At 58.8% G+C, this 1,184-nt stretch carries 1 protein-coding gene; it reads right to left on the bottom strand.

Going from position 1 to position 1,184, the window contains the following annotated elements; translation table 11 throughout:
* Positions 1-139: 139 nt before the first annotated feature.
* On the bottom strand, positions 140-1,184 hold a 1,045-nt coding region (locus tag FJ980_RS32950; protein WP_140547592.1), incomplete at its 5' end, for a DEAD/DEAH box helicase.

Genomic DNA, 1,184 nt, shown 5'->3' with positions numbered 1-1,184 from the left:
TTGTAAAGGGATCTGTCCAGTTCCGGAAAAAAGGCGAGGATGCCCTCCTCCTTTGGTACGAGAATGCCGGCCTGATGGCCTCCGGTATCACCTGTGTCATTCGCACTCAGCGCTTTGGCGATGCTGCGCTCTATCATTGTCACCTCATTTCCCTCACTGGCGAGCGGCTCAGCGCGCCAACAATGTCGGCGTAATCTTCATCGCGCCCCTCTACACCGACGACGGCCGTCCCGGAAATTGCTCGTTTGCGGGACATCCGATCGTGGACGACGTCCTCGACGGTATCAGCCACAAACAGGCGATGGACAGTGACAGGCAGTTCCTGACCACGCCTGTGCGCTCGTGCAGACGCCTGGTCCTCAAGGGCCGGATTCCATTCGAGATTATAGTGGATGACATGGTTTGCCGCAGTGATGTTCAGGCCTGTGCCTCCTGCCCTGGGATTGAGCACCAACGTCGCGCCGCCCTGAACCTCACCGAATTGGTCGATGAGCGCCTGGCGCGCATCGGCGGGGAGTCGCCCGTCGATGATGCCGGCGAAGGCGCGAAAGCGCTGCCGCACATGGGCGGCTATCATATCGGCCATGCGCGTGTAGGAGGTGAAGATGATAACCTTCTCCCGTAGGGAGAATATTTCCTCAAGGATCTCGTCGAGGCGCCTGAACTTGCTGAAGGCCATCGGATCGCTGCTTCCCGCCCTTTCGAGAAGCGCCGGGTGAGCGCAGAACTGGCGAAGTGTTGTGAGGGCAATGAGGGTTGCGGCCGAACCATATTTGTCTGCGATGGTCAAGCGCATGGCTTCATAGGCCACCGCTTCGGCTTCTTCCAACTCGATGAACTGCGGAATATCTATCCGTGCTGGTAGGTCCTGCGCGACTTCGGCCACTCGTCGCCGCAACATGAGCGGAGAGACAAGCGGCTCAAGACGCGCAGCACCGTCGACAGCCTCTGTATAAAGTCTCTCGAACGAGGCCTTGTCGCTGAGATATCCAGGCAGGACAAAATCCATGATGGACCACAAGTCCAGGAGCCGATTTTCGATAGGCGTTCCCGTGACAGCCAGACCCACCTCACGCCGGAGGTGTTTTACGGCCTGGGTTCGTTGTGCGCCCGGATTTCTAATGTACTGCGCCTCGTCGAGGATGATCGCCCGCCAGGCAACCATGTTCAGCAGACTGTTGTCC

Source organism: Mesorhizobium sp. B1-1-5 (genome assembly GCF_006443065.1).
Taxonomy (GTDB): Bacteria; Pseudomonadota; Alphaproteobacteria; order Rhizobiales; family Rhizobiaceae; genus Mesorhizobium.
This window is presented reverse-complemented; position numbering and strand designations above follow the sequence as displayed.